Origin of the sequence: Nocardioides taihuensis (assembly GCF_042657275.1) — a bacterium.
Classification (GTDB): Bacteria; Actinomycetota; Actinomycetes; order Propionibacteriales; family Nocardioidaceae; genus Nocardioides; species Nocardioides taihuensis.
On record NZ_JBHSKD010000002.1, the window covers coordinates 172,249 to 198,556 of the forward strand.

The following is a 26,308-nucleotide window of genomic DNA, read 5'->3' on the forward strand; positions in this document are numbered from 1 at the left end:
CGCCGTCGCCGTGTCGTCGCCCTAGGGTGACGGTGTGGATGCCTCCGGACGACGCGGTACGGCGCAGCCGGTCGCGGTCTCCGAGCGCGAGCTCACCTCGCCGGTGTCGCTGACCCGTCCGGACGGACGGCTCGACCCCGACGCCGTGGGCTGGACGCGCACGCCGCTGCTCCGCACCGACGGCATCGGTCGGGGCCGGGTCGGCCGGGGTCGCAACAAGCGCTGGGAGTACTGGGCGGTCACCACCCCGACGCACGTGGTGACCCTCGTGGTCAGCCACATCGACTACGCGGGCGTGAGCGGCGTGTGGTTCTGGGACCGGCGCACCGGCCGGACGCACGCGCAGGACGTGATCACCCCGTTCGGCGCCGGCGTCACGCTCCCCGGCACCCTCGGTGAGGGACCCGCGACGCTGAGCAGGAAGGCGCTCCGCATCGAGATCTCCGAGGTCGACGGTGGCACCCGGTTGCGGGCCTCCGGCGACCGGGTGCGGGTCGACGTGGTCGCGCAGCGGCCCGAGGGGCACCAGTGCCTCGGCGTGGTGGTGCCGTGGACCGACCGACTCTTCCAGTACACGGTCAAGGACGTCGCGCGCCCTGCCGTCGGCACGGTCTGGTTCGACGGCACGGCGTACGACGTGTCCGGTGGCGACGCCTGGGCGACCCTCGACCACGGCCGCGGTCGCTGGCCGCACCGGGTGCACTGGAACTGGGGCGCCGGTTCGGGCCGCACCGACGGCCGCGTGCTCGGCCTGCAGGTGGGTGGCAGGTGGACCGACGGCACCGGCTCGGTGGAGAACTCGCTGCTCGTCGACGGCACGCTCCACAAGATCAGCGAGGAGCTGGTGTGGACCTACGACACCACGGCCTGGCTGGAGCCGTGGCGGGTCACCGGCACCGACGTCGACCTCACCTTCGCGCCCCAGCACGACCGGGTCAGCGAGACCGACCTCAAGGTCGTCTCGTCCGCCACCCACCAGTGCTTCGGGACCTGGTCGGGGCGGGTCCGGATCTGGGGCGCGGACGGCCACCCGGAATGGGTACAGATCGCCGACGTCTTCGGCTGGGCCGAGGACGTGCACCAGACGTGGTGACGAAGACGAAGGAGACGCACATGCACGCACGGACGCTCGGCTCCCCAGGCCTGCGCGTGTCACCCCTCGGACTCGGCTGCATGGGCATGAGCCAGTCGTTCGGCCGACGGCCGCCGCGCGAGGAGATGATCACGTTCCTCCGCGCCGCGGTCGACCGCGGCGTCACGCTCTTCGACACCGCCGAGGTCTACGGGCCCTTCCACAACGAGGAGCTCGTGGGCGAGGCGCTGCAGCCGGTGCGCGACGACGTCGTGATCGCCACCAAGTTCGGCTTCGCCTTCGACGAGGCCGGGGCGTCCACCGGCGTCACGAGCCGGCCGGAGTCGATCCGGGCCGCGGTCGACGGCTCGCTGCGGCGCCTGCGCACCGAGGCGATCGACCTGCTCTACCAGCACCGCGTCGACCCGGACGTCCCCATCGAGGAGGTCGCCGGCACCGTCAAGGAGCTGATCGAGGCGGGCAAGGTCCACCACTTCGGGATGTCCGAGGCCGGGGTCGCGACGATCCGCCGCGCCCACGCCGTGCAGCCGGTCACGGCCCTGCAGAGCGAGTACTCCCTCTTCTGGCGCGAGCCGGAGGACGAGATCCTCCCCGCGCTGGAGGAGCTCGGCATCGGGTTCGTGCCGTTCAGCCCGCTCGGCCGCGGCTTCCTGACCGGCCAGGTCAGCGCCTCGAGCGAGTTCGGGGAGGGCGACATCCGCGCCACCCTCCCCCGCTTCGAGCGCGAGGCGCTCGAGGCCAACCTCGCCCTGGTCGACCTCGTGCGGAAGGTCGCCGAGCGCAAGGGCGCCACCGTCGGGCAGGTGGCGCTGGCCTGGCTGCTGGCGCAGGAGCCGTGGATCGTCCCGATCCCCGGCACCCGGCGCCTCGAGCGCCTCGACGAGAACCTCGGCGCGGCGGACCTCGAGCTCACCGGGGACGACCTCGCCGAGCTCGACGAGGCCTCGGCGAGCGTGCAGGTCGTGGGGGACCGCTACCCGGAGGCCATGCAGAAGATGATCGACCGCTGAGGTCTGCCGCCGGGGGCGGCGACCGTCAGAGCAGGTCGGCGAGGAGGGCGGCGGCGCGTTCGGCGCCGCCGCTCTCCACCGGCTGCGAGGTGACCTCGGTGCCGACGGTGCCGGCGATGGCGTGGGCGAGCCGGTCGGGGTCGGCGGCCTCGTCCCAGGGCAGGCAGCGGCCCGCGCCGTAGCGCTCGAGCCGGTGGCGCACGTGCAGGTTCTGCTCGAAGTGGTTGCGCAGCGGGACGTAGAGGAACGGGCGCCCGGCCGCGGTGAGCTCCATGGTCGTGGTCAGGCCGCCCTGCACGACCGCGAGGTCGCAGGCCGCGAGCAGGCGGGGGAGGTCGGGCACGAAGGCGTGCACCTCCAGGCCGGGCCGGGCGGAGACCAGGCCCGGGTCGACGCGGGGCCCGGTGACGACCACCATCCGCAGGCCGGGCACCAGGCGCCGGGCGGCGTCGTACGCCGCGACGACGCGCCGCAGCAGGTGGGAGCCGACGCCCGACCCGCCGACGGTGACCACGCAGACCTGCTCGTCGTCACCCCACCCGAGGGCGCGGCGGCTCTCTGTGCGGTCGACGGGGGTGGCGGGGTCGAGTCCGGTGACGTAGCCGGCGAAGTCGTAGTGCTGCTCGGTCCACGCGCGGATCTCGGGCAGGTCGGGGCCGAAGGTGCCGGGGACCACGTCGTCGGGGTTGCCGACGAAGATCGCCCGGTCGCGCAGCCAGGGGAACCGCTCGACGTGCTCGATCATCTCCGCGTTGTAGTCGGCGGTGAGCCGTGCCTCCCGCTCGGGGGCGCCGGGCATGGGCAGGACGCCGACGAAGTCGGTCATCCAGGCGAACGCGAAGCGCTTGAGCTCGGGGTTCTCGTGCAGGTAGTGGTCGATGTCCCAGGCCTCGTCGCCGACGACCAGGTCGTAGTCGCCCTCGCGCACCACGTCGTGGAAGACGTGGAAGTTGTTGACCAGGATCTCGTCCATCCGGCGCAGGGCCTCGAAGCAGTGGAGGTCGTGCTCGCCGGACTCGGCCTCGATGTGCCCCGACTCGCTGGCCAGCCAGGCGCTGGCCGGGTGCACGGTCTCGCCCTCCTGCTGCAGGAAGCGGGTCACGGGGTCCTGCGCCAGCCACTCGACGGTCACGTCGTCGCGCTCGCGCACCAGTGCCTGCGCGACCGCGACGTCGCGGCGCGCGTGCCCGAGGCCGATCGGCGAGGACACGTAGAGCACCTTGCGGGGCCGCCGCCGGCCCCGCCGCCAGGTCGTCGGGCGCGGCCGCGGGGGTGGCGCCACGCGGCTCGCGAAGTCGTGGACGAGGTGGTTGACCTTGACCGGGTCGCGGGCCAGCGGGATGTGCCCGCCGCCCTCGACCACCACGAGCTCACCACCGGTGAGCTCGGCGATCCGCTCGCCGCGCGAGAGCGGGCTGATCAGGTCGCAGTCGCCGTGGATCACCAGGACGGGCGAGGTGACCGACCGGCACCAGTCCTCCACGGACTCGCGGGTCGGAGGCTCGATCTGCCACTCGACGGCCAGCACGTCGGGGCCGGTGTCGAGGCCCCAGGCCACGCAGTCCTCGATCGGCTTGGTGGAGCGCGGCTCGGGGAAGCTCATGCCGAAGAAGAACCAGAGGAAGTCCTCGTGCCCCTCCTGCCAGTACGCCGGGTCGTACTTGGCCCAGTGCTCCAGCGGGTCGCGGGCCACGGCCGGGACCACGGACGGCGGTAGCTGCCGGGGGTCGGCTCCGGGCTCCACGCGCGCGGTGTGCGGGTCGGTGAGCGGCACCGAGGCGCCGATGGTCACCGTGCCCAGCACCCGGTCGCCGTGCCGGGAGGCCAGCTGCAGCGCCCACCGCGCGCCCTTGGACAACCCGACGACGACCGCCTGATCGGTCCCCGTGGCGTCGAGCACGGCGAGGGCGTACTCGACCTGGCGCGCATCGTCGTAGGCGTCGCTGACCAGCGGCCGGTCGGAGAGGCCGTTGCCGGGCCCGTCGTAGGTGACCACCCGGTGGTGCCGGGCGAGGTAGGGCACCTGCAGCTTCCAGAACCGCTTGTGGATGATCGTCCACGTCGGCAGCAGCAGGATGGTCGGCCCGGCGTCGCCGTACACCTCGTAGTGGAGCTTGACCCCGGCGTGCTCGACGTAGCCGTCCGCGTCCGGTTCCCGTGCGCGGGTCATGGTCGAGTCTCCTGCGGCCCCGGGCCCGTCAGCAAGACCGGCAGGGAGCTGAGTCCCCGCAGCACGAGGCCGTCGCCGTGGCCCCAGCTCAGCTCCTCGGGCGGTACGGCGAGCCGCATCGCCGGGTAGCGCCGGAGGAGCTCGGTGAAGGCGATCCGCGCCTCGAGCCGGGCGAGGCGCGCGCCGAGGCAGTGGTGGATGCCGTGCCCGAAGGCGAGGTGCGTCGCCCCGCCGCGCTGCAGGTCGAACGCCTCGGCACCGGGGGTGCGCTCGGGGTCGCGCCCCGCGGCGGCCAGCGAGACCAGCACCTGGACCCCCTCCGGGATCGCGGTGCCCGCGATCGTGAGGTCGCGCGCGGCGTAGCGGAAGGTCGAGTGGGGGACCGGTGCGTCCCAGCGCAGGAACTCCTCGACCGCCTGCGGCACGAGGTCGAGGTCGGCGACGAGCGCGGCGTGCTGGTCGGGGTGGGTGAGCAGCGCGACCACGCCGTTGCCGATCAGGCTGGTCGTGGTGTCGTGCCCGGCGACGACGAGCTGGAAGAGCGTCGAGAGCAGCTCCTGGCGCGTCAGGTCGCCCTCGCGGCACGCCGTCACCAGGTCCCCGACGAGGTCCTCGGTCGGCTCGGCCCACCGAAGGTCGACGAGGTCGGTGAGGAACCCGACGATCGCGTCGGAGGCGGCCACGGACGCGGCGGGCGGCTCGTCGCCGTCGTACGGCGCCAGTAGGGTCGCGAACCACGCGGCCAGCCGGCGCTGGTCGTCCCGCTCGATGCCGAGCAGCTCGCCGATCACGGCGAAGGGCAGCGGTCCGGCGAAGCCGGCGACCAGGTCGACCACACCGTCGGAGGCGGCGAGGTCGTCCAGCAGCTCGGTCACGAGCTCCTCGATGCGCGGCTCGAGCGCCCGCAGGCGGGTACGGGTGAAGGCCCGGGCCGCGAGCCCGCGCAGCCGGGTGTGGTCGGGCTGGTCGACGCTCAGCATGTGCCGGGCGAAGTCCGGGCCGGGCAGGCCCTCGGCGACGACGGCGCCGTCGCGGGCGAGGGCGGCGTGCATGTCCTTGGACAGGTCCGGGTGGTTGAGGGCCTCGCGCGCCGCGGCGTACCCGACGACGAGGAAGGCCCGGTGCCCGTCGGCCAGCGTGACCTCGTGCACCGGCCCGGCCGAGCGCACCTGCGCGAAGAGCGGGAACGGGTCGTCGCGGTCGTAGTCGCCCCAGCGGGTCAGCGACTCGTCGAGCGCGTGGGGGCAGGTCGTGGTCATGGCAGCCTCCGGAAGCCGGAGCAGACCAGGTCGATCCGACCCACCAGGCCGTCCCACAGGGTGCACACGAGGGTCTGGGTGAGCACCCGCGCGTCGGCGTCGGGGTCGAGCAGCAGCTTGTAGTGCACGAGGACGCGGTCGCCGACCTCGTCCCCGGCGGCGTCGGCGAGCACGACGGTGTCGTAGCCGCCGAACCAGTCGTGGAAGCGCGACAGGACGGCGTCGCGGCCGTGCTCCTCGATCGGCCCGCCGGGCACCAGGGCGCGCAGGCGGACGGTGTCGTCGAGGCAGGCGCCGAGCCGGTCGGAACAGCGGTCGGCGACCGCGGTGGCGACGGTGGTCGCCAGGGGGTGGGTGTTCACGAGGCCTCCCTCGTCCGGGGGTCGCCACCGGTCCGGAGGCGTTCGAGCAGGTGGGTCGCGAGGTCGTCGGCGTCCTGGCGCGCGCCGTCGATGTACGTCGAGCGGCGGCGCCGCAGCAGCGGCAGGCCGAGGGCGTAGAGCCCGGGCCACGGGGTCACGCCGCCGTCGTGGGTGAGCCGGCCCCGCCGGTCGAGGACCGGCACGTCGAGCCAGGAGAAGTCGGGGCGCACGCCGGTCGCCCACACCACCGACCGGATCTCACCGCTGCCGAGGTCGAGGCCCAGCGGAGCGCGCGGGACCGGCGTGGGGTCGAGGCGCTCGCCGTGACCGCCCGCGTGGTCGTCGATCGTGTCGAGCAGCCGGCCGAGCTTGAGGTCGGCGAGTGTGACGACGTTGGCCAGCGAGCCCGAGAACTGGGCGACGTCGTCGCGGAGTCCGGCGAACCGGCCGACCAGGCGGACACCGGCCCGCTGCAGCGCGTCGAGGTCGACCGGACGGCCGCTCCCCGCGAGCTGGAGGGAGGGGAGCCGGCGGGCGCGCACGAGGTCATCCATCTGGTCCGCCCCCTGGTCGAGGATGCCGACGGCGTCCATCCACCAGAGGATGTCGCGGCCGCGGTAGCGGCGCGGGACCCGGACGTGCTCGCCGACGGCGAGGGTGACCGGGCGGCCCGACCGCTGGAGCTCCTCCGCGATCTGCACGCCGCTGGCCGACGCGCCGACGACCAGCACACCGCCCTCGGGCAGCTGCCCGGGGTTGCGGTAGTCCAGGGCGCCGATCGAGACGACGCCGCGCGGGAGGTGGCGTGCGAGCGGCGGCACCACGCTCCGGGTGGTGCCGGCGGCCAGCACGACGTTGCGCGCGTGCCACCGGCCCCGGTCGGTCTCGACGTCGAAGCCGTCGCCGGCCGGTCGTACGGAGGTCACCGTCGTCCCGGTGACGACCGGTGCGCCGGTCGCGGTCGCGTAGGCGGTGACCAGGTCGGCCACGTCCGTGGCCGACAGGTAGCCGTCCGGGTCGTCCCCGTCGTACCCCCACCCCGGCAGTCGCGTCATCCAGCTCGGCGTGAGCAGCCGGAGGGAGTCCCAGCGCTGGGTCCGCCACGAGGTCGCCACCTGGCCGCGCTCGAGGACCACGTGGTCGATCGAGCGGTCGGCGAGGTGGCGGCTCATCGCGAGCCCGCAGTGGCCGGCACCGATGACGACTGCGGTGAGGGTGCGCATCAGACCACGGAGACGGTGACGTCGGTCGGGTTGGTCATGATGTCGAAGACCGCCGAGCGCTTCTGCGACTGAGCGACGAGGGCGCGGATGTCCTCGGGCGAGGCGTCCGCGTCGATCTCGTAGCTGACCGTCACGCCGCTGAAGCCGTTGCGGACGTCGGGGTCGGCGCCGAGGATCCCCTGGAGGTCCATCTCGGCCGTCAGGTTGGCCTTGACCGATCGCAGCTGGATCTGGCGCTGCTGGGCGACGGCCGCGACACCGGCGGTCAGGCAGGAGCCGAGGGCGGCCAGGACGTACTCGACCGGCGTCGGGCCGTTGTCCTTCGCGGCGAACTGCAGCGGGTGGTCGGCGTCCAGGCTGAACGTCGTGTGGTGCACCTGCTCGGCGCCGAAGCCGTAGAAGCCCTCGATGTCCGAGCGGCTGTGCGTGCCGTTGACCCACGTGGCCGTCGAGCGCCACTGGAACTGGGTGATCTCGGGGGAGTCCGCGCTCGCCTCGCGTACGCCGAGGAGGGCCTCGACGTTGACGCCGTTGTCGGCGGGGGCGGTGGTGCCGGTCGTGATGGTCATGTCCTGCTCCTTCTCCCGGCCGTGGCCGGGTGGTTGTCGTGGACCACCACGCTCGCCGCCGGGAGCCGTCCACCGCATCGGGGGACCCACCTAGTTTCCGGCTGCCCCCGCCCCCGGGGGGGCCTAGACTGCCGGCGTGGAGGAGCCGCTGCTCCTGGGGAGGGACGCCGAGCGCGAGCAGGTGCGTCAGCTGCTGACGACCGCTCGTCGCGGGGTGAGCGGCACGCTCGTGATCAGCGGTGAGCCGGGGGTCGGCAAGACCGCCCTGCTCGAGGACGTGCTGGCCGACGAGGCCACCGACGGCATGCTGGTCCTGCGGGCCACGGGGCTCGACACCGAGCGGCACGTGCCCTTCGCCGGGCTGCTGCAGCTGCTGCGCCCGGTGCTCGACCGCCTCGACGGGCTGGTGCCCGCGCACGCGGCTGCCCTCGGCGGGGCGCTCGAGCTCTCGGAGGCGGCGCCCGGCAGCGGTGACCGGTTCATGATCGGCGCGGCGGTGCTGGGCCTGCTGTCCCGCTGCGCCGAGGAGGGGCCGGTCGTCGTGGTCGTCGACGACCTCCACGCGCTCGACCTCCCCTCGGCCGAGGCGCTGGTCTTCGCCGCCCGCCGGCTGGCCGCCGACCCCGTGGTGGTGCTCGCGACGGCGCGCAGCCCCGAGGCCGACCGGCTCGTGGCCGGGCTCCCGGTCCTCCGCCTGGGCGGTCTGCCGGACGACGCGGCGGCGAGCCTGGCCGCCCGTGCCGTCGGCGGGCCGCTGGCCGCCGGCCGACTGGAGCCGCTGCTCACGCTCGCCTCCGGCAACCCGCTGGCGCTGCTGGAGCTGGCCGGTGACGACCTCGATGCCCTCGCGACCGACCCCGCGGACCTGCCCGCGCGGGTCCCCGACGCTGTGACGGCGGCCTTCGACCGCCGGCTCGACCAGCTCGACGAGGACTGCCGCACCGCGCTCCTCGTGGCGGCGGTCTGCGGTGGCGACCTCCTGGTCACGACGCAGGCCTGCCAGGAGCTCGGTGTCGACGTCGAGGCCCTGGCCGGTGCGGAGGACGCCGGTCTGGTTGCGGTGCGGGCCGGCCAGGTGACCTTCCGACACCCGCTGGTGCGGGCCGCGGCCTACTCCCGGGTCGGGGCCCGCGAGCGCCGGGCGGCCCACGCGGCGGTGGCCGGGTCGCTGCCCGAGACCGACGCCGACCGTCGCGCCTGGCACCTCGCCGAGGCCGTGTGGCGCCCCGACGCCGAGATCTCCGACCTGCTCGCGGCCGCGGGGGAGCGCGCGCGGGGCCGGACGGCGTACTCGGTGGCCTCGGGTGCCTTCGAGCGCTCGGCCCGGCTGCACCCCGACCCGGACCGCCGGGCCGACCTGCTGCTGATGGCCGCGGAGACGGCGTGGTCCGCGGGTCTCACGGAGCGCGCCCTCGGCCTGCTCGACGCCCACGCACGCTCCCACCCCTCGGACGCCGCGCGGGTCCGCGAGCTCGCGCTGCGCGGCGGCATCGCCGCGCGCACGGGGCAGCTGCGCGACGCCCGCGAGATGCTGGTCGCCGCGGCCGACCTCAGCACCGACCCGGCGGAGGAGTGCACCTACCTCTCGGACGCCGTGCACGCGAGCTTCTACCTCGCCGGCGTCCCCGCGGCGCTGCAGATCGCCCGGAGGCTGGAGACCCTCGCCCCGCGCGTCACCGACCCCAAGGCCAGGGCGCTCGGGCTGATCGCGACCGGGATGGCCCGCGTCGTGTCGGGCGAGGCCGGAGGCGCCGAGGACCTGCGTGCCGCCGTGCCGCTGATCCGGTCGACGGAGGCGCTGCACCGCGACCCGCACCGGCTGTCGTGCGTGATGCTCGTCCCGCTCTTCCTGCGCGACGCCGACCAGGCGGCGACGCTGCTCGAGTACGTCGACCACGTGCGGAGCGTGGCCGGCGTCGGCGCGCTGCCCGCGGTGCTGTGGCACGTCGCCCGCGACCAGGCCACCACCTCCTCGTGGGCGCAGGCCGAGGCCAACTACTGCGAGGCGGCCCGGCTGGCCGAGGAGACCGGGCAGGTCACCGAGCACGTGATGGCGCTGGCCGGGCTGTGCTGGCTCGAGGCGCGCCAGGGGCGGGAGGAGGTCTGCCGGTCCTACGCCGAGGACGTCCTCGCGCAGCTGGAGGCGACCCACCTGCACCTGGCCCACGCGTGGACCCGCTTCGCGCTCGGTGACCTCGAGCTGTCGCTCGGCGAACCGGCCCGCGCCGTCGAGCAGTTCCGCGCACTGGAAGCCATCATGCGCACGCACGAGCTCGCCGACGTCGACCTCGTGCCCGGGCCTGAGCTGGCCGAGGCGCTGATGCGGCTGGGGGAGACGCAGCGGGCGGCCGCGGTCGCGGCGGACTACGCACGGGCGGCCGAGGCCAAGGGGCAGCCGTGGGCGCTGGCCCGGGCCGCCCGGGCGCGCGGCCTGGTGACGCAGGACCTCGCCTCCGACGGCTGCTTCGAGACCGCCCTGGGCCTGCACGCGGCCACGCTCGACCGGTTCGAGACCGCCCGCACCCGGCTGGCGTACGGCGGATGGTTGCGGCGCTCGGCTCGTCGCGTCGACGCCCGCGAGCAGCTGCGCGCCGCCCTCGACGACTTCGAGGACCTCGGCGCCGCCCGCTGGGCGGAGCACGCCGCGACCGAGCTCGCCGCCACCGGCGAGACCGTGCACCGGCGCGGCGCCGACCCGCGCAGCCTGCTCACCCCGCAGGAGCTGCAGGTCAGCCTGCTGCTCGTCGAGGGACGCACGACGCGCGAGGCCGCGGCAGCGCTCTTCCTCAGCCCGAAGACCGTCGAGTACCACCTGCGCAAGGTCTACACCAAGCTCGGCATCGGATCGCGCGCCGAGCTGGCCGACGTCCTCTCCGGCTGACGGCGCGGGTCACGGCGCACCGGTCCGGGCCCTTCGTCCGCGGCAACTGGGGTCGGAGGGCTCTACGACCTCGGGCCCGCGGTCCCTAGCGTGAAGGGGAGACCCCTGAGGACCAGTCCGACGGGGAGTGGCCTTCGGGGTTCCCACCCGGAGGAGGTCGTCATGAAGTGCACAGCACGCCAGGCAGGGCCGCTCCGCCGCCTGCGCTGGTTGTCGTCGGGGGTCCTGGTGGCCGCGATGGTGGCGATCCCGATGGGCCATGCGCCAGCTGCGCACGCCGCCAGCACCACCGATCTCCAGTACGTGAACGCGGTCGTCAACGCCAGCCTGGCGCACGTGCAGGTGACGTGGAAGGGCTGGCTGGTGCTCGACCGTGACGTCACCCTCTGGGGCAACTGGTACGAGGCCAAGGGCGTCTACGGACCCTGGATCGTGAAGACCACCTGCTCCGGGTACGTCGCCTCGCCGGACGGCGCCGTCGTGACGGCCGGTCACTGCGTGGACGCGCAGGGCATGGCCGGCGGCACCGGAGCCATCCTCGCGCGGGCCGTGCAGGGGATCACCTCGAACCCGGCGCACCAGGCCATGGCCTACTCGGCCCTGGCGGCCAACGCCAGCATCGAGGGCACCCAGTCCGGATCGCCGCCCGACAGGACGGTGAGGACGACCGTGCCCGCGCTCTCGATGAAGGCCCGCCCGACGAGCGTGCAGGACGTCCAGCCCTTCGTGGACGGGGACGTGGCCCTGCTGACCGTCAACGGGCTGGAGGCGCCGACGCTGCCGCTCGCCGATGCTGAGCCCGAGAGCGGCGTCGCGGTGGTCGCGAGCGGTTACTCCGGAGCGGTGTCCGAGGTCGTCGACTCCGACACGCCGCCCAGCTTCAACGAGGGCAGCGTGAGCGGGACCGAGACGGTCAACGGGACGCCGTTCACCTCCATCTCGGCGCGGACCAGCCCCGGCATGTCCGGAGGGCCGGTCGTCGACATGGACGGCAACGTCGTCGGCACCGTCTCCTGGGCTCCGGCGGGGAGCGAGTCGTCGTCCGACTTCATGACGACGGTGGGGTCGCTGACGTCGATCCTCGAGGGCAACGGGGTCGACAACACGCTGGGGGAGGCCGAGCAGGCCTACCGTGACGGGTTGTCGTACTACTTCCAGAGCCGCTACCACGACGCGGTCGCCGAGTTCGACGCCGCGCTCGCGCTCCAGCCGGGCTGGCGGATGGTCACCGAGTTCCGGCAGCAGGCCGTGACCAGCTACCCGGACGACGTGGCACCGCCCCAGTCCGACGAGGGCGGCGGTGTGCCCGTCTGGGTGTACGCCGTCGGAGGAGCCGTGGTCCTGCTGATCGTGGCGGGGACCGGACTGTTCCTCGTGCGTCGCCGCCGGACGCCGCCGACACCGATGTCGCCGACGGTCATGTCGGCACCGCCGGCTCCCGAGCCGGTCGCACCGCCGGTGGCAGCCCCGCCTGCGCCGAGCACGGTGGCGCAGGGCCCGGCCGCACCGGTCGCCGCACCGGTCGCCCCTCCGGCCCCCGAGCCGGAGCAGGTGGTGACGCCGCCGGCGCCGGCTCCCAGCGCGGGCCAGCACGTGTTCTGCCCCAACTGCGGCTCGAAGCACGCTCCCGGCGTGCACTACTGCGAGGAGTGCGGCCAACCGCTCTTCCCCGCGACCGTGCCCACCGAGCAGGAGACGAGCTGACCGTGGGACGCCGAGGGGGCGGGCCGCGGCCCACCCCCTCGGTCTGCCGGACGCGGCGTCGCCCACGTCACGCCGGGCAGGGTCTTTCGGCCCGACGACAGCGCGGATCGGTAGGTCTAACGTCGCGAGTGTGACCGTCGAGCTTCTGGTCGACGGGGCCGAGCTGGTGGCGACGCTCGACGCCGAGGACCGTGAGATCTCCGGCGGCTGGGTCGCCGTGGACGGCGGCCTGGTCGCCGCCGTGGGCGGGCCGGGGGACGAGCGCCCGCGGGCCGAGAGGGTGCTGCGCGCCGACGGGTGCCTGGTCACGCCGGGCCTGGTCAACACCCACCACCACATCTACCAGAACCTCACGCGTGCCCACCGGCCCTCGGTCAACACCTCGCTGTTCACCTGGCTGACCACCCTCTACCCGCTGTGGGCCGGCCTCGACGAGGAGGCGGCGTACGTCTCGGCGTGGGTGGGACTGGCCGAGCTGGCCCTCGGCGGCTGCACGACGACCACCGACCACCTCTACGTCCACCCCCGCCACGGTGGCGACCTGATCTCCGCCGAGATCGCCGCGGCGCAGGAGCTCGGGATGCGTTTCCACCCGACCCGCGGCTCGATGAGCCTGTCGGAGAAGGACGGCGGCCTGCCGCCGGACTCCGTGGTGCAGGACGACGACGAGATCCTCGCGGACAGCGAGCGGCTGGTCGCCCGCCACCACGACCCGTCGTGGGGCGCGATGGTGCGGATCGCGCTCGCGCCCTGCTCGCCGTTCTCCGTCTCCGCCGACCTGATGCGTCGCACCGCCGAGCTGGCCGAGCGGCTCGACGTACGCCTGCACACCCACCTCGCCGAGGACCCCGACGAGGACCGGTTCGCCGCGCAGACCTTCGGGCGCCGCACCATCGACCAGTTCGAGGAGGTCGGCTGGCTGTCGGACCGCAGCTGGGTGGCGCACTGCATCTACCCCAACGACGACGAGGTACGACGCCTCGGCGCCGCGGGCGTCGGTGTCGCCCACTGCCCGTCGTCCAACATGCTGATCGGTGGAGGAGGGCTGGCCCCGGTGGCCGAGCTGCGCGCGGCCGGGGTCCCCGTCGGCCTCGGCTGCGACGGGTCGGCCTCGACCGACCACGCCTCGCTCTGGCTCGAGGCACGCACCGCGCTGCTGCTGGGCCACCAGCGCAAGGGCCCCACGGGAATGACCGCCCGCGACGTGCTCGACATCGCCACCCGCGGGTCGGCCGCGTGCCTGGGCCGGGCCGGTGAGATCGGCACACTGACGCCGGGAGCCGTCGGCGACCTCGTCTGCTGGCCGCTGACCGGCATCGCCTTCGCCGGGGCCCTCACCGACCCCGTCGAGGCCTGGCTGCGCTGCGGGCCGGTGGCCGCGCGCCACACCGTCGTGGCCGGGCGGCCGGTGGTCGAGGACGCCGTGCTCGTCCACCCCGGCCTCGAGGAGATGCTCCGTCGCCACCAGACCGTCGCCCGCCGCCTCCAGCGGCTGGCCTGACCACCCCGGATGGAGGGGCCATGTCGTTGCTCGGAGTCGAGGACCACCTCGTCGACGCGGAGGTCCGTGACCGTGCTGTCGGGCACTTCCGGTCCGCCGGCATCGCCCTGCCGACGTTCGCCGAGCTGGCGGACCCCGCGCTGATCGCTCCCGAGGTCACCGCGAGCCTGGCCGGCGTCGGGCCCGACGACGGGGACCCCCGCAACCTCTTCCGCATCCACTGGTACAACGACGCCTCCCGCACCGGCCTCGCCGCGGTCCCCGAGCACGTCGTGCTCCCGAAGGAGCTCACCGGCGTCGACGCGCGGATCGTCGTCGCCCTCGGCGACCGCTTCCCGATGATCCGCGCCCACAAGGTGCTGGCCGCCTACTCCTGCCTGGTGCCGCGCATCGTCACCGGGCGCTTCGACCCCACCACCCAGCGTGCGGTGTGGCCCTCGACCGGCAACTACTGCCGCGGCGGCGTGGCCATCTCCCGGATCCTGGGCTGCCGCGGCGTCGCCGTGCTCCCGGAGGGCATGAGCCGCGAGCGGTTCGGCTGGCTCAGCCGCTGGGTCGCCTCGCAGGACGACATCGTCACCACGCCGGGCACCGAGAGCAACGTCCGGGAGATCTACGAGCGGTGCGACGAGCTGGCCCTCGACCCGACCAACGTGATCATCAACCAGTTCGCGGAGTTCGGGAACCACCTCGGGCACTGGCTGTGCACCGGCCGGGCCTTCGGCGCGGTCTTCGAGCACCTGCGCGCGAGCGACCCCGAGCTGCGCCTGCGCGCGTTCGTCTCCGCCTCCGGCTCGTCGGGGACGCTCGGCGCCGGCGACCACCTCAAGGAGGAGTACGGCGCCGCCGTGGTCGCCGTCGAGGCGCTGGAGTGCCCGACGATGCTGCGCAACGGCTTCGGCGCCCACAACATCCAGGGCATCGGCGACAAGCACATCCCGCTGATCCACCACGTCCACAACACCGACGTGGTCGTTGCGGTCACCGACCGGGCGACCGACCAGCTCTCCGTGCTGCTCAGCGAGCCGGCGGGCCTGGCCTACCTCGCCGACCGGTGCGGCGTGCCGGAGGCGACGCTCGCCGCGCTGCCGTCGTTCGGCCTCTCGAGCATCTGCAACGTCCTGGCGGCCGTGAAGCTCGCCAAGCACCTCGACCTCGGGCCCGAGGACGTCGTGATGACGGTGGCCACCGACGGCGCGGCGATGTACGACAGCGAGCGGCGGCGGATCACGGCCCGCGACTTCGCCGACGGCTTCGACGAGGCGCACGCGGCGGAGGTGTTCGGGCGCTGGATGCTGGGGGCCGACACCAGCGACCTGCTCGAGACGACCACGCGCGACCGCGACCGCATCTTCGACCTGGGTTACTACACGTGGGTCGAGCAGCGCGGCGTCGCGGTCGAGGACTTCGTGGTGCGTCGCGACCCGGCCTTCTGGGAGGGCCTGCACGGCCGGATCGCGGCGTGGGACGAGATGATCGCCGACTTCAACGCCCGCACCGGGATGTCGTCCGGCCGGGGCGGGTGAGGGCGCCGTGCCCGCGCCGACGAGCCGGCTGGTGTGCTGGGGCTGCGGCGTCTCGCCCGCGTGGGACGCCCCCTGGCCGTTCCGCTGCCCCCGGGCCGACGGTGACGACACCGACCACGTGCTGGTGCGTGTGCTGGACCTCGACCGCGTGAGCTTCCCCGCCGGGGGTGCCCCGACCGGCTCGCCCTTCGTCCACTACCGGGGGCTGCTCCACAGCCACACCCGCGCAACCGTGGGCGGTCTGGGCGACGAGGAGTACGTCGACCTCGTGGGCCGGCTCGACGACGCGGTGGCCCGGGTCGCCGGCACCGGCTTCCGGGCCACGCCCTTCGGCCGCGACGCGACGCTGTCGGACCGGCTCGGCTTCAGCGCCGCCGGGGGAGTGTGGGTCAAGGACGAGACCGGCAACGTCACGGGATCGCACAAGGGCCGCCACCTCATGGGCGTGCTGCTGCACCTCGAGGTCGCCGAGCGCCTCGGCCTGGCCGACCCCGCGCACCGACCCGACCTGGCGATCGCGAGCTGCGGCAACGCGGCCCTCGCCGCCGCGGCCCTCGCGCGCGCCTCGGACCGCCGGCTGCGGGTGCTGGTGCCGGTCGACGCCGACCCCGTCGTGCTGCACGAGCTGCACGGGCTGGGTGCCGACGTGGTCACCGTCGCGCGGACGCCCGGCGTGCCCGGCGACCCGACGTACGCCCGCCTGCGCGGCGAGGTGGCCGCGGGGGCGCTCCCCTTCACCTGCCAGGGCCCGGAGAACGGCCTCGTCGTCGAGGGCGGCGAGACCCTGGCCTGGGAGATGGTCTCCGAGCTCGCGGTCGCGGGCACCGACCTCGACCACCTCGTCGTCCAGGTCGGCGGGGGAGCTCTCGCCAGTGCGTGCCTCCAGGGCCTCGGGGAGGCCGTCGAGCTCGGCGTCCTCGGGCGTGAGCCCCGCGTGCACACCGTGCAGACGACGGGCGGCCACCCGCTCGAGCGGGCGTACGCCCGGGTGCGGGAAGGGTTGGCCCCGGCGCCCGCCCCTGCCGAGATCACCGCGGTGATGCGCGCCGCGGCCACCCACCGGTCGGCGTACATGTGGCCGTGGGAGGAGGAGCCCCGCAGCATCGCGACCGGCATCCTCGACGACGAGACCTACGACTGGCGCGCGGTGGTCGACGGCATGCTCACGACCGGGGGCCGGCCGCTGGTCGTGGCCGAGGAGCGCCTGGCCCGGGCCCGCGAGCTCGGGGTGGCGGCGGGCCACGACGTCGACCCCACCGGGTCGTCGGGTCTGGCCGGGCTGCTGGAGCTGGTCGACGCCGGGGACGTCGGGCCGGACGACCGCGTGGGCGTGCTCTTCACGGGTGTCGATCGGCAGCACCGGCAAGGCCCATAGACCCTACCGGCGCCGCGCCGCGGCGGAACACGCTGAGGTGCGAACGCGACGAGAGGAGCGCGGCACCGTGGAGGCCCCCCGCTTGGACGTCACGCCGACGTCGGCGCTCTGTGGGGCGACAGTGGTCGTCGCGCTCGACCCGCCCGAGGTCGTCGCTGCCGACGTCGTGCTCGCCGGTGACCGGGTCGCGTGGGTCGGCACCGCCCCGGCGGGCGTGCCCCGCCGCGACTGCACGGGGACGCTGGTCCTGCCGGGCAACGTGTGCGCCCACCACCACCTCTACTCGGCGCTGAGCCGCGGCATGCCCTACCGCCTCGCGCCGCCCGTGACCTTCACCGAGATCCTGCAGCGGGTCTGGTGGCGCCTCGACCGCGCCCTCGACGAGGAGGCCATCCGGGCCTCGGCGCTCCGCGGCGGGCTCGACGCGCTGCGCGCCGGCACCACCACGATCGTCGACCACCACGCCTCGCCGAACGCCGTCGACGGGTCGCTCGACATCATCGCCGACACCCTGGCCGGGCTCGGGGTGCGCAGCGTGCTCTGCTACGAGGTCAGCGACCGTGACGGTCCCGAGCGGGCCGCCGCCGGCGTCGCCGAGAACCGCCGCTTCATCGCCCGGGCCGACGGCCTGACGCGGGGCATGGTGGGCGCCCACGCGTCGTTCACGCTCTCCGACGACACCCTCGACGACGTCGTCGACGCCGCCCGGCTCAGCGGCACCGGCGTGCACATCCACGTCGCCGAGGACGCCGCCGACCAGGTCGACGCCCGCCTGCGGTGCGGCCACGGCGTCGTGGAGCGGCTCGACCGCGCCGGCGCCCTCACCGACCGGGCGCTGCTTGCCCACTGCGTCCACGTCGCGCCCGCGGAGATCCACGCCGTCGCCGACACCGGCGCGACCGTGGTCTGCAACCCGCGCAGCAACATGAACAACGCGGTGGGGCACTCACCCTTCAACCACGCGCCCCGCGGCGTCGCCCTCGGCACCGACGGGATCGGCGGTGACCTCTTCGCCGAGTCGCAGGTCGGCTTCTTCCGCGCCCGCGAGGCCGACGTCGCCACGGCGGGGAACTGGCCGCTCGCCCGGCTCGCCGACGGCGCCCGCTTCGCCGGACGCGTCCACGGAGAGCCCCTGCTCGGCACCCTCCGCGCCGGCGCTCCGGCCGACCTCGTCGTGCTCGACTACCCGACGCCCACCCCGGTCACGGCCGACAACCTCGTCGGCCACTGGGTCTTCGGCCTGTCGGCGGCCCAGGTGCGCGACGTGCTGGTCGCCGGCGAGCTCGTCGTCGCCGACCGCCGGTCGACGCGCGTCGAGGAGGCGGAGGTGGCCGCCGGCGGCGCCGTCGAGGCTGCGCGCCTCTGGGACCGGATGGACGCGGTCCCCGCCCACGACTTCGAACCCGTGACGAGCAGTGAACCCGGAGGAGGCACCCGATGAGAGTCGCGCTCTACCTGCAGGACCTCCACCCGCTCCGCGAGGGCATGGAGCACGTCCGGTACGCCGAGGACCGCGGCTTCGACGCCGTCTGGCAGGCGGAGAGCCGGCTCGTGCGGGAGGCCACGGTGCCGATGGCGGCGTACGCGGCCGTCACCAGCCGGATCAAGGTCTGCTCCGGCATCGTCCCGATCTGGACCCGCAACGTGGGGCTGCTGGCCGCCACCTTCTCGACGCTCGACGAGCTCGCGCCCGGCCGCGTGGTGATGGGCCTCGGCGCGTGGTGGGAGCCGCTCGCCACCAAGGTCGGCGTCGACCGTCGCAAGCCGCTGCGCGCGATGCGCGAGACCGTCGAGGCCACCCGGCGCCTGCTCGCCATGGAGCGGGTGACCTACCACGGCGAGTTCGTGCACCTCGACGACGTCGAGATCGACGTCGTGCACGGCGACCGGTCGCCGCGACGGGTGCCGATCTACATCGGCGCCACCGGGATGCAGATGATGGAGCTGGCCGGCGAGATCGCCGACGGCGTGCTGCTCAACTACATGGTCGGTCCGGCGTACGACGCGCAGGCGATGGCGGCCCTGGCGGCCGGCGCGGCGAAGGCGGGTCGCTCGCTCGACGACATCGACCGGCCGCAGCTCGTGGTGTGCTCGGTCGACCGCGACCGCGAGCTCGCTCTCGACCGCTCCCGCGAGCTGCTCACGCAGTACCTCGGGCAGCAGCCGCACATCATGAAGGCGAGCGGCGTGGACCCCGCGCTCATCGACGAGATCGGCCAGGTCCTGACCTGGCCCGCCGGGCGCGAGGAGATCCGTCGGGCCATGAAGCTGGTGCCCGACGAGGTGGTGCAGCAGATCACCGCGTCCGGGAGCCCCGAGGAGTGCCGCGCCAAGGTCGCCGAGTACGTCGAGGCGGGGGCGACCTGCCCCGTCCTGTACCCGCTCGGCGACGACGTCCGGCTGATGATCGACACCTTCGCGGTGTCCGAGGAGGAGAGGAACACAACATGAGGAGCTTCGCCGGTCGGGACATCCTGTCGCTGAAGGACATGGAGCGCGACGAGTACCAGCAGATCTTCTCGGTGGCCGAGGAGCTGCGGCCCTACGCCGAGAAGCGGCGCAACGGCGACCTGCTGCGGCACAAGACGCTGCTCACCGCCTTCTACCAGCCGAGCACCCGGACCCGGCTGGCGACCGAGGCCGCCATGCACCGCCTCGGCGGGCACGTGCTCGGCTTCGCGGACGCCAAGATGACCCGAGCGGGCGACTTCTACCAGGAGTCGATGAAGGACACCGCGCACATGCTGGAGTTCTACGGCGACGTGATCGCGATGCGCCACCACGTGCAGGGCGCCCCGCACGAGGCCGCGCGCTGGGCGTCGGTGCCCGTGATCAACTGCGGCGACGGGTGGGGCGAGCACCCCACGCAGGTGCTCACCGACCTCTACACGATCTGGAAGGACAAGGGCACCCTCGACGGGCTGCGGGTGCTGTGCGTCGGCGACATGCGGATGCGCACCATGCACTCGATCCTCTACGCGATGGCGCAGTTCGACATGGAGGCGATGGTCGTCTCCCCGCCGGAGCTCTCGCTGCTGCCCGAGTTCAAGACGGAGCTCGACGAGCGCAGCGTGAACTACCGCGAGGTCGAGTCGGTGGAGAAGTGCATCGCCGAGGCCGACGTCATCTACATGGAGCCCGTCGTCCAGGCCGACTACACGCAGTCGCGCGTCGATCCGACGGCCGAGCACGGCACCACCCCCGCGGCGTACCAGGTGACGCGCAAGCTGCTGCAGGACAAGGCCCGGCAGGACGCGATCGTCCTGCACTCGCTGCCGCGGATGGACGAGCTGACGACGGACGTCGACAGCACGCGCCACGCCCGCTACTGGTTCGAGGCCTACAACGGCGTCGTGATGAGGATGGCGCTGCTCTCGCTGGTCCTCGGCGCGGTCGAGTAGAGAGAGGGACTCCGGTGCAGACCCACCTGCGTGGCCGCGACGTCATCGACTTCCAGGACTGGACGCGCGACGAGATCGACACCGTGCTCGACGTCGCCCTCGCGCTCAAGCGCGACCGGGCCCTCGGCCAGCCGCACCCCTACCTGCGCGACAAGGTGCTGGCGATGCTGTTCTTCTTCTCCAGCACCCGGACCCGGGCGTCCTTCGAGGCCGGGATGGCCCAGCTCGGTGGGCACGCCCAGTTCATCGAGAGCCGCTCGACGCAGATCGCGCACGGCGACACCGCCAAGGAGATCGGGGAGATCCTCGGCCGCTACAACGACGGCATCGCGATCCGCAACGTCGACTGGGGCATCGGGAACGCCTACATCCGCGACGTCGCCGCCGCGAGCCGGGTGCCGGTGCTCAACATGCAGTGCGACCACTTCCACCCCCACCAGGCCCTCGCCGACCTGATGACGATCATCGAGCGGTTCGGCGACCCGCGCGGGCGGACGGCGACGATCAGCTGGGCCTGCGCGAGGACGTACTCCAAGCCGCTCAGCGTGCCCCAGAGCCTGGTCATGCTGCTGCCGCGCTTCGGCATGAACGTGCGCCTGGTGCACCCGCCGGAGTTCGCGCTGATGCCCGAGATGGTCGAGCAGGCGCAGGCGAACGCCCGCGCCGGTCGCGGCTCGCTGGAGCTCATGGACGACTTCGACGCCGGGATCCGCGGCACCGACGTCGTCTACGCCAAGAGCTGGGGAGCCGTGCTCACCACGACCGACGAGGCCGAGGAGGCCCGGCTCGTCGACCGGTACGCGTCGTGGATCACCGACGAGCGGCGCATGGCGACCGCCTCGGACGACGCGGTCTTCATGCACCCGCTGCCGGCCGAGCGCGGCGTCGAGGTGACCGACGAGGTGATCGACGGGCCCCGCAGCGTCGTCTACGACCAGGCCGAGAACCGGCTGCACGGTCAGAAGGCCGTGATGGCCCTGACCATGTCCTGAGGCCGAACCGTCAGCCAGATCGGTCGAACCGTCACTCAGATCGGTCGAACCGTCAGTTCGGGTGACACTCCTGCCCCCAGCGACGGCTCGACGGATCCAAGTGACGGTTCGACGGATCTGAGTGACGGTTCGGCAGGTGGGCGTGGACCTTTGCCTCTGCCGCGCGGCCCGGCCGCTGGCGATGCTGGCGGCATGGTGACGGTAACGGCCTACTGGCGACCCTCGACCATGGCGGAGGCGCTCGAGCTGCTCGAGAGAGCGGACGCGATCGTCCTCGCCGGTGGCACCCGGCTCGAAGGTGACCCCTCGGCCGAGCAGGTCGAGGTGGTGGACCTCCAGGCTCTCCACCTCGACGGCATCCGGCCCGGGGCCGGAGACGCGCTGCGGATCGGGGCGATGGTCACGCTGCAGGAGCTCGCCGACAGCGAGCTCGTGCCTCCCGTCGTCCGCGAGGCGGCGCGGCGCGAGCAGCCCAGCACCCTGCGCGCGCAGGGCACGGTCGGTGGCTGCATCGCGACCGGTCGCGCGGACAGCGAGCTGCTGGCGGCGCTGCTGGTGCACGAGGCCGTCGTCGAGGTCGAGGACCGTGAGGTGACCGAGGGGATCGAGCTGGAGCGGGTGCTCGCCGAGCTGTTCCTCCCGGCCGGCCAGGTCGTGACCGCCGTGACCATCCGTACGGCGGGTGACGCTCGGGCCGCGCGCACGGCGAGGACGCCCGCCGACCGCGCCATCGTCGCCGCCTACGCCCGCTCCACGGAGGAGGGGCGACGCGTCGCCCTCACCGGGGTGGCGCCCACGCCGGTGCTGGTGGAGCCCGGCGACGACCTGCAGCCCTCGGGTGACTTCCGGGGATCGGCCGACTACCGCCGGCACCTGGCCGAGGTCCTCCTCGCCCGGATCGCGGAGGGGAGCGAGTGATGGACATCCAGCTCACGCTGAACGGCGCACCGCAGCACGTGACCTGCGCCCCGGGCGACTCGCTGCTGACCGTGCTCCGCCGGCTGGGGTGCTTCAGCGTCAGGTTCGGCTCCGGGACCGGCGAGACCGGGGCGGCCGCCGTGCTCGTCGACGGTCGGCTGGTCTCCGCGGACGTGCTCCTCGCGGCCCAGGCCGGGGGCCACGAGGTGACGACCGTCGAGTCGCTCGACGTCGCCACGGGTGAGCTGCACCCGATCCAGGCCGCCTTCGTCGAGTCCGGCGCCCTGCAGTCGGGCTACTCGGCCGGTGCCATGGTGCTGGCCACCCAGGCGCTCCTCGCCCGCGACCCCGACCCGTCCGAGGCCGCGATCCGCGACGCCTTCTCCGGGATCCTCGACCGCGAGACCGGCTACGTGAAGGTCGTCGACGCGGTGCAGCGTGCGGCCGCGCTGCTGCGAGGGGAGAAGCCCGACCCGATGGCGCCCGTCGTCGTGGCGCGCCTCGCCGACGGCGGGGACGCACCCGTGCCGGAGGCTCCGGCCGCCGTGCCGCGCCTCGTCCTGTCCGCAGACGTCCCGACCACCAGCGTGGTGGGCAAGGGCGTCCCCAAGGTGGACGCGGTCAAGCTGGTCAAGGGCAAGCCCGCCTTCGTCGACGACATCGAGTTGCGCGGGATGCTGTGGGCCAAGGTGCTGCGCAGCCCGCACGCCCACGCCCGGATCGTCGCGATCGACGACACCCAGGCGCGCGCCCTGCCCGGCGTCCACGCGGTCCTGCACGCCTTCAACACCCCGCGCGTGAAGTACGCGTCCGGAGGCCAGAGCTGGCCCAACCCCCGGCCCTGGGACCAGGTGAGCTTCGACGACAAGGTCCGTCACGTCGGTGACCGGGTGGCCGCGGTCGCCGCGGAGTCGCCGGAGGTCGCGGCGGCGGCCTGCCGCCTGATCGAGGTCACCTACGAGGTGCTCCCGAGCGTCCTCGACGAGGTCGAGGCGATCAGCCCCGGCGCCCCGGTGATCCACGACGAGACCGACACCGTCGGCATCCACGACGCCGCCCGCAACACCACCCACCACATCGTGGGCCAGACGGTCTCCGACGAGGCCCTGGAGGCGGCGTTCGCCGCGGCGCCGCACGTGCTCGAGCGGACCTTCCACGTCCAGCAGCAGCAGCAGTGCCCGATCGAGCCGCACATCACGATCGGCTGGCTCGACGAGGACGAGCGGCTGGTGCTCCGGAGCTCGACCCAGGTGCCCTTCCACGTCCGTCGCATGGTCGCCCCGCTCCTCGGCCTGCCGGTCAAGCGCATCCGTGTGGTCAAGCCGCGCATCGGTGGCGGCTTCGGCGGCAAGCAGGAGATGCTCCTCGAGGACGTCGTCGGCCACCTGGTGCTGGCCACGCGTCGCCCGGTCCGCCTCGAGCTGACCCGCGAGGAGGAGTTCGTCTCCTCGCGCATCCGGCACGCGCAGACCATCACCTTCCGCTCGGCCTTCGACGACGACGGGCACCTGCTCGCCCAGGATTTCCACACCGTCGGCAACACCGGGCCCTACGCCACCCACGGGTTCACGGTGCAGTCGGTCTCGGGGCAGCGCGGCCTCTCGGAGTACAACTGCCCGGCCAAGCGGTTCACCGCCGACGTCGCCTACACCAACCGTCCGGTGGCCGGCGCCTTCCGGGGGTACGGCGCACCGCAGGCGCTGTTCGCGCTCGAGTCGCACATGGACGACATCGCCCGCACCCTCGGCCTCGACCCGATCGAGCTGCGGCGCAGGAACTGGGTGCGCGAGGGCGACCCGCTCGACATCCTCCCGGAGCTCGGCGAGCGCGGTGCCTCGGAGACCGGCGACGTCCCGCGGGTCTCGAGCTGCGCCACCGACGAGTGCGTCGCGCAGGCGCGGCGGGCCATCGGGTGGGAGCGCCGGGCCGACCCGCTGTGGAAGCGGCCGCCCGACCGACCGAACATCCGTCGGGGGATCGGCTTCGCCCTCTGCATGCAGGCGACCAGCATCCCCGACCTCGACATGGGCGGGGCCTCGATCAAGATCAACGACGACGGGTCCTTCAACCTGCTCGTCGGCGCCACCGACCTCGGCACCGGCGCCGACACCGTGCTGGCGCAGATCGCCGCCGAGGTGCTCGACGTGGGAGCCGAGGACGTCATCGTGTACGCCGCGGACACCGACCTCACGCCGTTCGACGTGGGCGCCTACGCCGACAGCACGACGTACATCTCCGGCGCGGCGGTGAAGAAGGCCGCCGAGGCGGTGCGCGACCGGATCGTGCTGCGGGCCGCCCGGCTGCTCGAGCTCGCCGACGCCGACGGGATCGAGCTGAGGGCCGGCGAGGCCTGGGCTCCCGACGGGCGGTCGGTGTCGCTGGAGGACGTCGCCCTGCACTCGCTCCACGTCGAGGACCAGGAGCAGATCATGGCCACCGCCTCGCACGTCTCCAGCGTCTCCCCACCGCCGTTCGCGGCCCAGACGGTGGAGGTCGAGGTCGACGTCGACACCGGCCAGGTCACCGTGGGCAAGATGGTGATGGCGGTCGACTGCGGCGTGGCGATCAACCCGACGACGGCCAGCGGGCAGGTCGAGGGGGCGATGGCCCAGGCGCTCGGCTACGCGTTGACCGAGGACCTCGTGCTCGACGACGACGGCCGGGCCGTCAACGCCCGCTTCGGGCCCTACTGGATCTTCCGGTCCGACGACATGCCGCCGATGGAGGTGTTCCTCGTGCAGACCATGGAGCCGAGCGGTCCGTTCGGCGCCAAGTCGGTCGGCGAGATCGCCATCGACGGCGTGGCGCCCGCCGTGCGCAACGCGATCCTCGACGCGACCGGCGTCACCGTCGACGAGCTCCCGCTCACCCCGGAGCGGGTGTGGCGGGCGCTGCGCGGGTAGCGCGCGTGGCAGGCGCCCTCGTGGTGCGCGGCGGCACCGTCGTGGACGCGGCGGGGAGTCGGCGCGCCGACGTGCTCGTCCGTGACGGCCGGGTCGTGGCGGTCGAGCCGCAGATCGGGCCGGAGGACGCCGGCGACGCCGCGGTGGTGGACGCCGGCGGCGCGTACGTCGTCCCGGGCGGCATCGACGTGCACACCCACCTGGCCCTGCCCGTGGGCGCGGTGACCTCGGCCGACGACTTCGCCTCGGGCACCCTGGCCGCCGCGTGCGGCGGCACCACCTGCCTGCTCGACTTCGCGGGCGCGGGACGCGAGCCGTGGGCAGAGGCGCTGGCCACCTGGCACGAGCGTGCCCACGGCGAGGCGGTGATCGACTACGGCTTCCACCTGACGGTGACCGAGATGCCCGAGGACGCCGACGCCGCGGCGCGACGGTTCGCCGACTTCCTCGACCACGGGGTCGCCAGCGTGAAGCTCTACCTGGCCTACCCCGACCGGCTGATGGTCGACGACGAGACCCTCGGCCGGGCGCTGGCCGCGTCGCGGCGTACCGGCGTCCGGGTCTGCGTGCACGCGGAGGACGGCGCCACGGTCGAGCGGCTGGCCGCCGGGGCGGTCGCGACAGGCCGCACCGGTCCCGAGGCCCTGCCCTCGGTGCGCCCGCCCTCGGTCGAGGCCGAGGCGATCCGGCGGGCCGCGGCGCTGGCCGGCCGCGAGCGCGCCTGGCTGTACGTCGTGCACCTCTCGAGCGCGGCCGGGCTGGAGGCCGTACGGACCGCGCGTGCGGACGGCGTCGACATCCACGCGGAGACCTGCCCGCACTACCTCCACCTCGAGCAGTCGCACCTCGAGAGCGGCGACCCCGACTTCGTGTGCGCGCCACCCCTGCGCGGCCCGGCCGACCGCGCCGCGCTGTGGCGGGCCCTCGGCGACGGCGAGGTCGAGGTCGTCTCCACCGACCACTGCCCGTTCACCGTCGCGGACCGGCGGCACGGCACCGCCGGCACCGGCTGGACCGACTTCACGCAGATCCCGGGCGGCCTGAGCGGGGTCGAGACGCGGCTGTCGCTCGTCTACCAGGGCGTCCTCGCCGGCGACCTGACGCTCGAGCAGTGGGTGGCCGCGACCTCCGGGACGCCTGCCCGGCTCTTCGGGCTCGACGGCACCAAGGGCGCTCTGCGGCCCGGCCTCGACGCCGACCTCGTCGTCTTCGACCCTGCCGCGACCCGCCGCCTCGACGCGTCGCACCTGCACTCGCGCTGCGACCACAGCCCCTACGCGGGCCGCGTCGTCAGCGGCTGGCCGGCGCTGACCCTGAGCCGCGGCGAGGTCGTCGCGGTCGGCGGCGAGCCTGCCGACCCGCGTCCCGGCCGCGGTCGCTTCGTCCGGCGTCCACCGCTCCCGGAGGAGCGGCACTGACCC

The 26,308-nt window shown here is 73.9% G+C and carries 19 protein-coding genes; 14 read left to right on the plus strand and 5 right to left on the minus strand.

The features are described from left to right. The first annotated feature begins 34 nt into the window (after positions 1 to 34). Both ACFPGP_RS00875 and ACFPGP_RS00880 read left to right on the plus strand, forming a co-directional pair. Positions 35 to 1,093, plus strand: coding sequence for a DUF2804 domain-containing protein (locus tag ACFPGP_RS00875; protein WP_378585586.1), 1,059 nt, complete (start codon positions 35 to 37; stop codon positions 1,091 to 1,093). A 20-nt stretch (positions 1,094 to 1,113) separates the two neighbouring features. Beyond that, positions 1,114 to 2,103, plus strand: a complete 990-nt coding sequence (locus ACFPGP_RS00880) for an aldo/keto reductase (RefSeq protein ID WP_378585589.1) — start codon at positions 1,114 to 1,116, stop codon at positions 2,101 to 2,103. 25 nt (positions 2,104 to 2,128) lie between these two features. On the opposite strand, the gene ACFPGP_RS00885 is transcribed toward ACFPGP_RS00880, so the two are convergent. The 5 genes from ACFPGP_RS00885 to ACFPGP_RS00905 are packed head-to-tail and all read right to left on the minus strand — an operon-like array spanning position 2,129 to position 7,686. Further along, positions 2,129 to 4,273 carry an alpha/beta hydrolase gene (locus tag ACFPGP_RS00885; protein WP_378585592.1) on the minus strand — a complete coding sequence of 715 codons (2,145 nt, stop codon included), beginning with the start codon at positions 4,271 to 4,273 and terminating at the stop codon, positions 2,129 to 2,131. Then, on the minus strand, positions 4,270 to 5,532 hold the full coding sequence (locus ACFPGP_RS00890; RefSeq protein WP_378585595.1) for a cytochrome P450 family protein: 1,263 nt from the start codon (positions 5,530 to 5,532) through the stop codon (positions 4,270 to 4,272). Before ACFPGP_RS00890 ends, ACFPGP_RS00885 begins: the two co-directional genes overlap by 4 nt. Continuing rightward, a complete protein-coding gene (locus ACFPGP_RS00895; protein ID WP_378585598.1) occupies positions 5,529 to 5,894 on the minus strand; it encodes a nuclear transport factor 2 family protein in 366 nt (121 codons plus the stop codon). The genes ACFPGP_RS00890 and ACFPGP_RS00895 overlap by 4 nt, the downstream gene beginning before the upstream one ends. Next, positions 5,891 to 7,117 (minus strand): NAD(P)-binding domain-containing protein, encoded by a 1,227-nt coding sequence (locus tag ACFPGP_RS00900; RefSeq protein WP_378585600.1) that lies wholly within the window; start codon positions 7,115 to 7,117, stop codon positions 5,891 to 5,893. The genes ACFPGP_RS00895 and ACFPGP_RS00900 overlap by 4 nt, the downstream gene beginning before the upstream one ends. Further along, positions 7,117 to 7,686, minus strand: coding sequence for an OsmC family protein (locus ACFPGP_RS00905; RefSeq protein ID WP_378585603.1), 570 nt, complete (start codon positions 7,684 to 7,686; stop codon positions 7,117 to 7,119). The genes ACFPGP_RS00900 and ACFPGP_RS00905 overlap by 1 nt, the downstream gene beginning before the upstream one ends. 136 nt (positions 7,687 to 7,822) lie before the next feature. Here ACFPGP_RS00905 and ACFPGP_RS00910 point away from each other — a divergent pair, with 136 nt between their 5' ends. The 12 genes from ACFPGP_RS00910 to hydA all read left to right on the plus strand — a co-directional run bounded on the left by ACFPGP_RS00910 (position 7,823) and on the right by hydA (position 26,305). Next, positions 7,823 to 10,567 carry a helix-turn-helix transcriptional regulator gene (locus ACFPGP_RS00910; RefSeq protein WP_378585605.1) on the plus strand — a complete coding sequence of 915 codons (2,745 nt, stop codon included), beginning with the start codon at positions 7,823 to 7,825 and terminating at the stop codon, positions 10,565 to 10,567. Between the two features lie 162 nt (positions 10,568 to 10,729). Next, positions 10,730 to 12,271 carry a trypsin-like peptidase domain-containing protein gene (locus tag ACFPGP_RS00915; RefSeq protein ID WP_378585608.1) on the plus strand — a complete coding sequence of 514 codons (1,542 nt, stop codon included), beginning with the start codon at positions 10,730 to 10,732 and terminating at the stop codon, positions 12,269 to 12,271. 130 nt (positions 12,272 to 12,401) lie between these two features. Further along, the gene (locus ACFPGP_RS00920; protein ID WP_378585611.1) at positions 12,402 to 13,772 is read left to right on the plus strand and encodes an 8-oxoguanine deaminase; all 1,371 of its coding nucleotides are present in this window, start codon (positions 12,402 to 12,404) and stop codon (positions 13,770 to 13,772) included. Positions 13,773 to 13,792: 20 nt separating this feature from the next. After that, positions 13,793 to 15,298 (plus strand): pyridoxal-5'-phosphate-dependent protein subunit beta, encoded by a 1,506-nt coding sequence (locus ACFPGP_RS00925; protein WP_378585614.1) that lies wholly within the window; start codon positions 13,793 to 13,795, stop codon positions 15,296 to 15,298. 7 nt (positions 15,299 to 15,305) lie between these two features. Continuing rightward, on the plus strand, positions 15,306 to 16,673 hold the full coding sequence (locus tag ACFPGP_RS00930) for a pyridoxal-phosphate dependent enzyme (protein ID WP_378585616.1): 1,368 nt from the start codon (positions 15,306 to 15,308) through the stop codon (positions 16,671 to 16,673). A gap of 67 nt (positions 16,674 to 16,740) precedes the next feature. Continuing rightward, positions 16,741 to 18,114, plus strand: coding sequence for an amidohydrolase family protein (locus ACFPGP_RS00935; protein WP_378585619.1), 1,374 nt, complete (start codon positions 16,741 to 16,743; stop codon positions 18,112 to 18,114). Further along, complete coding sequence (locus ACFPGP_RS00940) at positions 18,111 to 19,124, plus strand: LLM class flavin-dependent oxidoreductase (protein ID WP_378585620.1); 1,014 nt, start codon at positions 18,111 to 18,113, stop codon at positions 19,122 to 19,124. Before ACFPGP_RS00935 ends, ACFPGP_RS00940 begins: the two co-directional genes overlap by 4 nt. Beyond that, positions 19,121 to 20,074, plus strand: a complete 954-nt coding sequence (gene pyrB, locus ACFPGP_RS00945; protein ID WP_378585622.1) for an aspartate carbamoyltransferase — start codon at positions 19,121 to 19,123, stop codon at positions 20,072 to 20,074. The genes ACFPGP_RS00940 and pyrB overlap by 4 nt, the downstream gene beginning before the upstream one ends. Positions 20,075 to 20,088: 14 nt before the next feature. After that, a complete protein-coding gene (locus ACFPGP_RS00950) occupies positions 20,089 to 21,066 on the plus strand; it encodes an ornithine carbamoyltransferase (RefSeq protein ID WP_378585626.1) in 978 nt (325 codons plus the stop codon). Positions 21,067 to 21,258: 192 nt separating this feature from the next. Further along, positions 21,259 to 21,984, plus strand: coding sequence for an FAD binding domain-containing protein (locus tag ACFPGP_RS00955; protein WP_378585628.1), 726 nt, complete (start codon positions 21,259 to 21,261; stop codon positions 21,982 to 21,984). Continuing rightward, positions 21,984 to 24,887, plus strand: a complete 2,904-nt coding sequence (locus ACFPGP_RS00960) for a molybdopterin-dependent oxidoreductase (protein ID WP_378585630.1) — start codon at positions 21,984 to 21,986, stop codon at positions 24,885 to 24,887. The genes ACFPGP_RS00955 and ACFPGP_RS00960 overlap by 1 nt, the downstream gene beginning before the upstream one ends. Before the next feature lie 5 nt (positions 24,888 to 24,892). Continuing rightward, entirely contained in the window at positions 24,893 to 26,305 is a 1,413-nt protein-coding gene (gene hydA / locus ACFPGP_RS00965) for a dihydropyrimidinase (RefSeq protein WP_378585633.1), read from the plus strand. Positions 26,306 to 26,308: the final 3 nt, after the last annotated feature.

Coding starts and splice junctions, on each gene's coding strand:
- ACFPGP_RS00880 (WP_378585589.1), top strand. CDS start 1,114: ATGCACGCACGGACGCTCGGCTCCCCAGGCCTGCGCGTGTCACCCCTC.
- ACFPGP_RS00885 (WP_378585592.1), bottom strand. CDS start 4,273: ATGACCCGCGCACGGGAACCGGACGCGGACGGCTACGTCGAGCACGCC.
- ACFPGP_RS00890 (WP_378585595.1), bottom strand. CDS start 5,532: ATGACCACGACCTGCCCCCACGCGCTCGACGAGTCGCTGACCCGCTGG.
- ACFPGP_RS00900 (WP_378585600.1), bottom strand. CDS start 7,117: ATGCGCACCCTCACCGCAGTCGTCATCGGTGCCGGCCACTGCGGGCTC.
- ACFPGP_RS00905 (WP_378585603.1), bottom strand. CDS start 7,686: ATGACCATCACGACCGGCACCACCGCCCCCGCCGACAACGGCGTCAAC.
- ACFPGP_RS00915 (WP_378585608.1), top strand. CDS start 10,730: ATGAAGTGCACAGCACGCCAGGCAGGGCCGCTCCGCCGCCTGCGCTGG.
- ACFPGP_RS00925 (WP_378585614.1), top strand. CDS start 13,793: ATGTCGTTGCTCGGAGTCGAGGACCACCTCGTCGACGCGGAGGTCCGT.
- ACFPGP_RS00940 (WP_378585620.1), top strand. CDS start 18,111: ATGAGAGTCGCGCTCTACCTGCAGGACCTCCACCCGCTCCGCGAGGGC.
- pyrB (WP_378585622.1), top strand. CDS start 19,121: ATGAGGAGCTTCGCCGGTCGGGACATCCTGTCGCTGAAGGACATGGAG.
- ACFPGP_RS00955 (WP_378585628.1), top strand. CDS start 21,259: ATGGTGACGGTAACGGCCTACTGGCGACCCTCGACCATGGCGGAGGCG.
- ACFPGP_RS00960 (WP_378585630.1), top strand. CDS start 21,984: ATGGACATCCAGCTCACGCTGAACGGCGCACCGCAGCACGTGACCTGC.